This is a genomic window from Novosphingobium lindaniclasticum LE124 (genome assembly GCF_000445125.1).
In the GTDB taxonomy this organism is placed as follows: domain Bacteria; phylum Pseudomonadota; class Alphaproteobacteria; order Sphingomonadales; family Sphingomonadaceae; genus Novosphingobium; species Novosphingobium lindaniclasticum.
Map to the genome: position 1 here is coordinate 1 of NZ_ATHL01000070.1, position 8,293 is coordinate 8,293.

Sequence of the window (8,293 nt, forward strand, 5' to 3'; positions counted from 1 at the left end):
AGGCAATCTTACACTAACAAATAACCCGGACCACTCGGTGGGGGCCGATCACCAGCATGTTGTGATTCACGCCGTTCTGCGAGAGATGGAGTGATCAATGACATGGACTGGTATCGCTCAACAACTTTTGGGTCGGGCTCTGAGCCGCGTCCGGCACCCTAAGTCTGATAGCCAAGCCGGTAAATCGGGGTGTCAAATTGCTTCATCGGCCGGGGTGAGCCTCGGCCGATGAAGCGTCTGATCTAACATCCTAGCCCGTGGCAGAACGCAGCCAGGGTTAGTGCTGGTCGTTAACCAAATTGTCGTTCCGCAGCATCGGCCATGGCAGAAAAGACTGAAATCGCGTTGGTTTTCTCATTGAAGAACCAGTTAATTTTTGGTTCTTGTACCATATTTTCTCTGGTAGCTACATCCTTCAACAGCAAGGAGACAGCGGTTGGGTCAAACTCATTGAATGTAGTAATACCAGAGTGAGCATCACTCAAATCTCTTGTTTCAAAACGATTTGCGACGACGCGAACTCCGTGGGCTGCCATTTCGAGAGGGGGGTAGCTCGGATGAGGGGATACCATCAGTGAGATACCGAGCTTAGCCCTAGATAGAACATCTCGATATTCCTCTAGAGTTAATCTTCCCTTCACTGTTACATGATCAGAGCTTTTAAGTGTGTGAGCATTGAAATCTTCGCCAATCGCAAGCCAAGTCCAATCCCTCCAAAAAAGCCAATCCTGCCTAAGGCTCTCGCCGACTACTGCGTCAAGAAAATCAAGACCATTTCTTACAGCATGCGGACGTGCATACAGTATAGCTATATTTTCCCGATCTCCAAATGGAGTTATGAATCCTGGTGCTAAACTGTGATTAATCGGAGGTTCGTAAATAAAGCTGTCAGATGAAATGCTGTGGTTTGCAAAATGTTGTGCCAGCAACGGTGTGTTAAAGACAGCAAAGGTCTTGCCGGCATGATTGTACGTGTCGTCGCATAGCTTGTATTTAGTGGACCAAGGATTAAACCCGCGCTCGTCGTCCTGAACCAGATATATCAATTTGCGATTATATTTCTCATCGGCATAAAGTTCTTCGGCTTGCCTTATCAGATCAAACGCCTGTCCGGCATTCCACCAAGCGGAGGTGACGAACACATCCTGCTCACGCATGGTGAAGAACTCACGATCACGATCACATCCATCGACGACCGAGTTTCGAGCTTTTTCAGATTCATTGAAACTCTCGACAAGGCGGAAGCCTGGTGGCGGCGTGAACATGTTGTTAGGCGGAATGTCTGTCATGACAATACGCCCGCTCCACCCGTCGCCCAAGCTAGCAAGTGCGCCAACAAACAACCGAATAGCTTCCGATACTCCAGCATATCCGACTGACGTGTCGGCGGTTGGGATCAAAAGGTTGAGTCGTGGACCACCAAGGACTTTCTTGGCAACGAATTTTCTAGTCTCAGGATGATAAGTCTCCAGAATACCATTTTTGCACCAAGCTGAGGGCAGTGTGCGTTTCATTGCTTCATCTAGTAACGACGTAAGTTTTACGCCTTCAACATAATCTTGCGTTGTCGTCCGCACGTACTTATGTCCAGACAATTCACAAATATTGAAGAAGCATCGCTCGATAACGTGGGCTAGCGTGCCGTCCACCTGCCCCGCTTCGGGATCGAAGTGGGCCAAGCTTAGCCTCAGATCAAGAAATGGTTTTAGTGCTGCAGTTTTAAACCAGAACATGGAGCCTGACGGAAGCTCCGGGGCAAATCCTGATGGTATACGGCCTCCCATCGCTCCGATCAAATGCTCAGCACGTTGGCGATTGCCGCCCCAATTCAGGAGAGGTGCAAGCGGCGCGAAATCAATAGGCGCGGACATTCCAATTTCGGGATGCTGCAAGACAGTAAGATGGCCCGCTACGATCGCGGGGCTACCGGCTAGCTCAGTATAGAGGTAGCGTCGCCATTTCGAGAATGCTGCGGAATAATGGGGTGACTTCTTAGTGTGAATATGAACTCCATAATCAACTTCACGAAGACGGTCACTAAAGCCCACAAGAAAAGGAGCAATATCTCGGCCACGATTAGGAAGACTGCGGACCTCGCAATGATGTTCGCATAATTCGCCCATTTGCGCCCTAATGTTTTTCGCTTTGTATTCAGTGTCCGTTGAAATGAAAATCTTGGAACCCGTGGGCAGGTTACGAGCAACGTCAGCAACTTCCGAAATTAGATCGAGATAGTAGACGTGCGCAAACAATCCGACCGTACCGATCCGAGGTGAAAGGCCATCTGAGCCATCAATTTTGAACGCTATTAGATCAGACTGCCGCTCCACATGGCTATTGACCGTACCACCCGTATCGGGTGAAAGGTTTTTATCTAAACAGTGCTCAATATAATATTCTAAAGGCGTGCTTTCGTTTCTGGCGGCTGTCTCTTCAATCAGTAGATTGTGATTGATGAGTGGATGCGTTCGTACATATTCCTTGAAACCGCTTAGATAGTAATGCTCAAGGGGGGAGATGCTTTCCCGAGTAATATCAGGTCGCGCAGCTTTATAAGCGCAATCCCAAAAGAGCGGATGCGGTTTAAGATCTGACGTTGATTGCTCAAGATAATGGGAAAGCAAAGTTTGCGCGTTGCTAGTGTAATTTCCGCTATTAACGAAATATTCATTGTCAAATAAGCGGTTAGGGCAAATTTGCCGGTGGTTATCGATGTAATATTCTAAGACTGATTTACCAGAGCGGCGGACTTTATCAAAAGAGACTTGCTGAAGAATGTAATCCGTGTTTATTAATGTGTGGGTTTTTACCGGATTGGATTTCTCAGCGATGAAATAATTATGCAAAACATTCTCTGTTTTGCACCGCAGCAAATCACGCACAAGGCTGACCGTGAACAAAGGGTTGGGCTGATATCCCTTTTTAATCCCTTCTTCTAAGTAGTGATTTAGAAAATCTCCAGAGACCCCATATTTTCTGCCGTACCAATGCGGCCAGAAAATCAAGCTGGTCTGTACCTCATCTTTATCTTCAAGAGAGATGTAGTATTGAAGTAATTCTGAATTTGGCGCTACTGAACTTTTGGCCGCTATAAAGTTCGGATCGAATAGCGGAGATGGCCGTGCCCCAATCGCTTCCCCCAAATCAACATAATCACGAAGTGCATCCTCGTGATTGATGTCTCGTCCGAAGAACACCTTCGAGTATGCTATGTAAAAATCCGGATCGAATAAAGCGTTCGGCTTGATGCTGCGGAAGCGACCATTTAAATAATAATGAGATATTGCATCAAAGCCGTGCACCTGATCCTTATACTTGGCATAGTAGTATGTTTTATCAAGCAGGGGTGAAATTTTAGCAATGTCGTCATGGATCTTCTCAGAGTTGACGTCTCCAGGGGTGGGGCCCTTCAAGACGTGCACGCAGCTTCCATCCGAAACCCGGGCGGCCTCGATCGTGACAAGATGGATGAGAGAGGGATCTATCGGTATTGTAAAATCAATTTGGAAGCCAGCAATACCATTTCCAAAGCCAGCTTCCCGCAAATCATCGCGATAGATATCAAGAGGCGAAGTTCCGAGCATCCAATCGCCAATCCGAGCACTGACCATGAATTCGGTTGTGCTCGATTGAACATAAAGCCAACCAACACAGTTAGTTGACGATATGTCGTCCACGCAGTAAAAATATTCAGCTTTAGCTGAATCGTTGTCATGCAACAGAAGTAAATTGTCCTTAGAATTATTATAAAGCTCTTTTAGCGGGGAGTCAATTTGTGAAGAGAGGTCAGGGGTGCTCATGCAGTATTTCTTCTAACCTGTGATTGTGTAATAGTTTTCAAAAATTCACACTAACCTTTATTTTGCGTAAACAAAAGTATAGTTTCGAGCTCCTAATGACAATGCGTTCGGTTGACGGTAGAGGCCTTCATAAACTCGCCGCACAGTGTTTTGTCAGACATTCTTGCAAATATTATGCTTATGGGAACACCTTGTAAACCGTTGCGCTGTGGCGATTTGGATCGATGCGGTAGATGCCTCGTGATTGTCAGTATGAGTAGCCCCTAGATTCTGAATGCCTTTGACACTAATTTCGAGGCCGGAGGCGAGGATAGGGAAGCCCATTTCAGCGATGAGTTCAAGCGTGATGCAGTGGCCCAGATCACGGCGCGCCGGTATCCAGTAGCCGAGTTTCGCAGCGGCTTTGCGTCAGCCATAATTCGCTTTACGCCTGGAAACGGCAGCTGGAAGGCGTTCAAGCCGGTCGATCTCGCTATCCCGATGCTCGGCTACAAAAACCACATAGGCATCGATCGCACCCACGGCCTGATCGGGACCTGGGATACCAACGCGGCAAATGCGCATGATGGGGCGAGGCTGCCAGCGCTAATCAGCCCGGACAACACCGCCTCTGGCGTCTGGGCCGATACAGCCTACCGATCGAAGAAGAACGAGGCCTTCCTGGCCAAAGGAATGTTCACCAGCCACATCCACCAGCGAAAGCCGAACCGCCGCGCGATGTCCGAGCGTATTGCACGCGCCAATGCCAGGCGATCGGCGGTGCGCTCAGCCGTCAACACGTTTTCGCCGGGCAGAAGCACCGTGTGGGCCTGGTAGTGCGCACGATCGGCATCGCTCGTGCCCGCATCAAGATCGACATGGCCAACCTCGCTTAACAGGGTGCGGAAAAAGGCTTGGCAAGCCCGCCATCGGCCCCGCTTTCGCCGTTTTCTAAGCCACGGCGTCAGTCATTCTGGGAGGAGGCTTTCTCTAAGCGGGTCGTCTTGACCGGCCTCGGGCGCTGTGAAGCGCAGGCCTAGGTCGCAGCCAGCAGTTTCGGCAGCCTGATGGGGTCATAGGCGGCAGCGGTGAGCGTGAAGGACCATCGAAGCGATGTTGCCCACGGTGTCGGGTTTTTCGCATGGTGCCGCAGGTTTTTGCCCATCCGAACACTTCTTCGATCCGCTTGCGGATTTTTTGGGAGAGGCCGTAGCCGGGACGGCGTGTCGTACGCCCGTCGATTGCCGAGCGCCGGTTGCTGTTGTTCTGAGCCACATGCGGGGTGACGCCCATCTCGCGCAATGCCTCGACGAAGGCGGCGGTGTCGTAGTTCTTGTCCGCGCCCAGCGTGATCCGATGGCGCCCTTCCATCCGGCCCAGCATGGTCAGTGCGGCATCGCGCTCGGCGGTGCCGGTGGCGTGGGTGAGGATCGCATCGACAACGAGGCCATTGCGGTTCTGCATGAGGACATGGGCCATATGGCACAGCTTGGCTGCCTAGCCCCGCGCTTTCTTGAATAGGCGGGCATCGGGGTCAGTAGTTGATGCATGGGCAGCATTGCTGCGCTTCTCGCCCCGGAATTCGCGTCCGGCATTGCTCGGCGCTGTTTTCTGCTCGCCATGGCCGGAGACTGAACCACCGTCATCGTCATCCCCGGGGCCGCCGTCATCCTTGGGGCTGAAGCTCTTCACGCTGGCCCACGCTTCGATCAACGAGCCGTCCACCGAGAAATGATCGTCGGACAGAAGAGCCTGCACGCGTGCCCGGTGATGATGGCGGACAGGAACTTGGCGGCAACGTCCCTGGACAGCAGCCTCTCACGGTTCTTGGTGAAGACCGTGACATCCCAGATCGGCGCATCCATCGCCAGGCCAACGAACCAGCGGAAGAGCAGGTTGTAATCCATCTGCTCCATGAGTTGGCGCTCCGAGCGGATCGTATAGAAGGCCTGCAGGAGCAACGCACGCAGCAGCTTCTCGGGCGGGATCGATGGCCGCCCAATGCGCGAATACATCACATCAAAATCTGCTGACATCACCTCAAGAGCTTTATCGACGATCGCCCGGATCACCCGAACGGGATGGTTCGCCGGAACCCGGGCTTCGCAACTCACGTAGGAAAACAGCCCCTCGCTCCGGTAATCGCCGCGCCGCATCTCAAATCCATCAACCTCAGCTGAAGGTGTCTGAATCACCTCAAGCGGCTCAAGGAAAGAGCCTTTTTCCGGAACCTGTTAGAGGACATTCTGGTCGCCGCGGCACAAACCGTCGCTTTGCCGAGTGATGTCGAAGACGATGAGGCCACTGCGCGCGTAGACAGCGCACGGGCCGTGGCCCGGCGCGCGCGTGTTGCGTCTGACACCCCGCGCGAGCGAAAAGAACTCGACCCGGGCAGCGCTTGTCCCGATTGCGGGGGGGCGAGTTACGCCTCGTCGGCGAGGACGTGGTCGAGCTGGACACCTTGCCGCGCGTAGATCTGGGCCTGCCGGTATAACGGCAGGTGATCGGCGTACTTGGCGACCAGCACCTACGCGATCAGCGCCTCGGTGGGGATGCCGCCCTCGATGATCCGCGCCACGCTCCCGGCCGCATGCCTGCGCCCGTGCTCGAGGCCGGCTGCTACGCCCACGCGCGGCGCGAGTTCTTCGAACTGGCCGACGTCGCCAGCGCAGCCCGCAAGAAGAGCCGCGGCGATCATGCCGGCATGATCTATCCAATCGCGCTCGAGGCAGTGCAGCGGATCGATACCCTGTTCGACGTCGTGCGCGGCATCAATGGCAAGGACGCGGCCGAGCGGCTCGCTGTGCGCCAGGAACTGAGTGTGCCGCTCATGGCCGAGCTTCACGCCTGGCTCACCGCCTAGCTCGCCAGGCTGTCGCGCAACCACGATCTCGCTAAGGCCATCAACTACATGCTCCGCCGCTGGGATGTAACCGTCCGATTGTTACCGCGGTGGTTGGGCCTTGAAGCGAGTGGCGAGTTCGGGATCGTCAACGAAGTCATCGAGGAAGCCGTGCCAGGTCTGGGTGGTGCGGCGTGCTTCTCGAAGCATATCTGACAGTTCGTCGACGCCATCGTCGGTGAGCGCCGTAATGGTCTCATCCGGTCCAGTGTAAACGGTGATGATGCTGCCGTATGTCAGATTGTCGTCGTTCCAGACGATGGCTTCCAACAACTCCACGTCCTCGCCGAGCATTTTGGCAGCATAGTCCAGCGTGCGTACGTGAGTGATCGTGGCCATCAGGCTACCTCTGCCAACGGTACCAAGGGCACCCATTTCCAAGGCAGCAATTCCTCGATCCGGTTGATCTTGTGATCATGGATACGGCCGAGCACGTCGGCGAGATAAGCCTGCGGATCAAGACCGTTCATCTTGGAACTTTCAATAAGCGTCATGGCTCGCGCCAGTGTTTCAGCGCCTGCTTCGGAGCCGGCGAAGAGCCAGTTGCGTCTTCCTAAGCCAATAGGTCTCACGGCTCGCTCAGCGGCATTGTTATCGATGGCGACGCGTCCGTCTTCAATGAACAGTGAGAAGGCCTGCCAGCGACCCAAGCCATACCTAATGGCGCTGGCCAGGTCGCCTTTGACGGGGATGCGGGTGAGTTGCTGCTCGGCCCAGGCGCGCAACGCCTCCAGTTTGGGTTTGCTATGCTCCTGGCGGACGGCACACCGAACATCGGCAGGTTTCCCGGCGATTTCGCGTTCGATGTCGTACAACTGGCCGATGCGATCGAGGGCTTCTCGCGCTATCGGGGATTTGTTCGCTTTCCAGATGTCGTGGAAGTCACGCCGCCAATGGGCGAAGCAGGCAGCTTCCCGGAAGCGCGGTTCGCCGTCCGCGCCGGGCTGATAGAGCTTCGCATATCCCTTGTAGGCGTCGGCCTGGAGAATGCCGCTCGCATTGCAAAGGTGGTTTTGCACGTGCTCCGCCTTCCAGTTGGAGGCAAAGCGATAGACCACACCCGGCGGTGCCGGCCCGTTCCACGGGCGCTGATCGCAGACATAACCCCAGATCCTGCCTTGCTTCACGCCCTTACCGAGCCCTTCGGCCCGCCTTGTGTGATCCAGCACCTGGATCGGCGTATCATCGGCGTGGATGACGGTGCTGGCCAGGACCGATGCCTCAATACGCTCGATCAAGGGCTGCAGGCTTCGCATCGCCTTGCCGCACCAGTCAGCCAGCGTGCTGCGGGGAATGTCAGCGCCCATGCGGGCAAGGATTTCGTTCTGCCGGTACAGCGGCAAGTGATCGTCGAACTTTGAGACGAGCACGTAGGCAAGCAAGCTGCTTCCGGCCATGCTGCCGGGGATCGGGCGGCTCGGAGCCGGCACCTGCACCATTTTCTCACAGCAGCGGCAGGACTTCTTCGGCCGCGCGACCTCGATCACCTTCAGCTTGGCGGTAATCATTTCGATGATTTCGCTCACGTCCTCGCCGACGAGGCGTAACTCGCCCCCGCAATCGGGACAAGCGCTGCCCGGGTCGAGTTCTTTTCGCTCGCGCGGGGTGTCAG

At 54.4% G+C, this 8,293-nt stretch carries 3 protein-coding genes and 4 pseudogenes; 2 read left to right on the plus strand and 5 right to left on the minus strand.

The features are described 5' to 3' along the window. Positions 1-290: 290 nt before the first annotated feature. Entirely contained in the window at positions 291-3,800 is a 3,510-nt protein-coding gene (locus L284_RS47350; RefSeq protein WP_081673967.1) for a rhamnosyltransferase WsaF family glycosyltransferase, read from the minus strand. A 447-nt stretch (positions 3,801-4,247) separates the two neighbouring features. Between L284_RS47350 and L284_RS34125 the strand changes: the two are divergent. Next, a pseudogene (locus tag L284_RS34125) lies at positions 4,248-4,675 on the plus strand (transposase); the annotation flags it as partial. Between the two features lie 140 nt (positions 4,676-4,815). On the opposite strand, the pseudogene L284_RS34130 reads toward L284_RS34125, so the two are convergent. Together L284_RS34130 and L284_RS47355 are read right to left on the minus strand one after the other, a co-directional pair. Further along, positions 4,816-5,935 (minus strand): annotated as a pseudogene (locus L284_RS34130) (IS5 family transposase). 275 nt (positions 5,936-6,210) lie between these two features. Next, positions 6,211-6,366: pseudogene (locus L284_RS47355) on the minus strand (IS66 family transposase); the annotation flags it as partial. Between L284_RS47355 and L284_RS34135 the strand changes: the two are divergent. Then, a pseudogene (locus tag L284_RS34135) lies at positions 6,355-6,726 on the plus strand (IS66 family transposase); the annotation flags it as partial. The pseudogenes L284_RS47355 and L284_RS34135 overlap by 12 nt on opposite strands. Here the strand turns inward: L284_RS34135 and L284_RS34140 are convergent. Continuing rightward, positions 6,724-7,020, minus strand: a complete 297-nt coding sequence (locus tag L284_RS34140; protein WP_021233732.1) for a hypothetical protein — start codon at positions 7,018-7,020, stop codon at positions 6,724-6,726. The pseudogene L284_RS34135 and the gene L284_RS34140 sit on opposite strands and share 3 nt — an antisense overlap. After that, on the minus strand, positions 7,020-8,293 hold a 1,274-nt coding region (tnpC, locus tag L284_RS34145; RefSeq protein WP_031341962.1), incomplete at its 5' end, for an IS66 family transposase. The genes tnpC and L284_RS34140, both read right to left, overlap by 1 nt.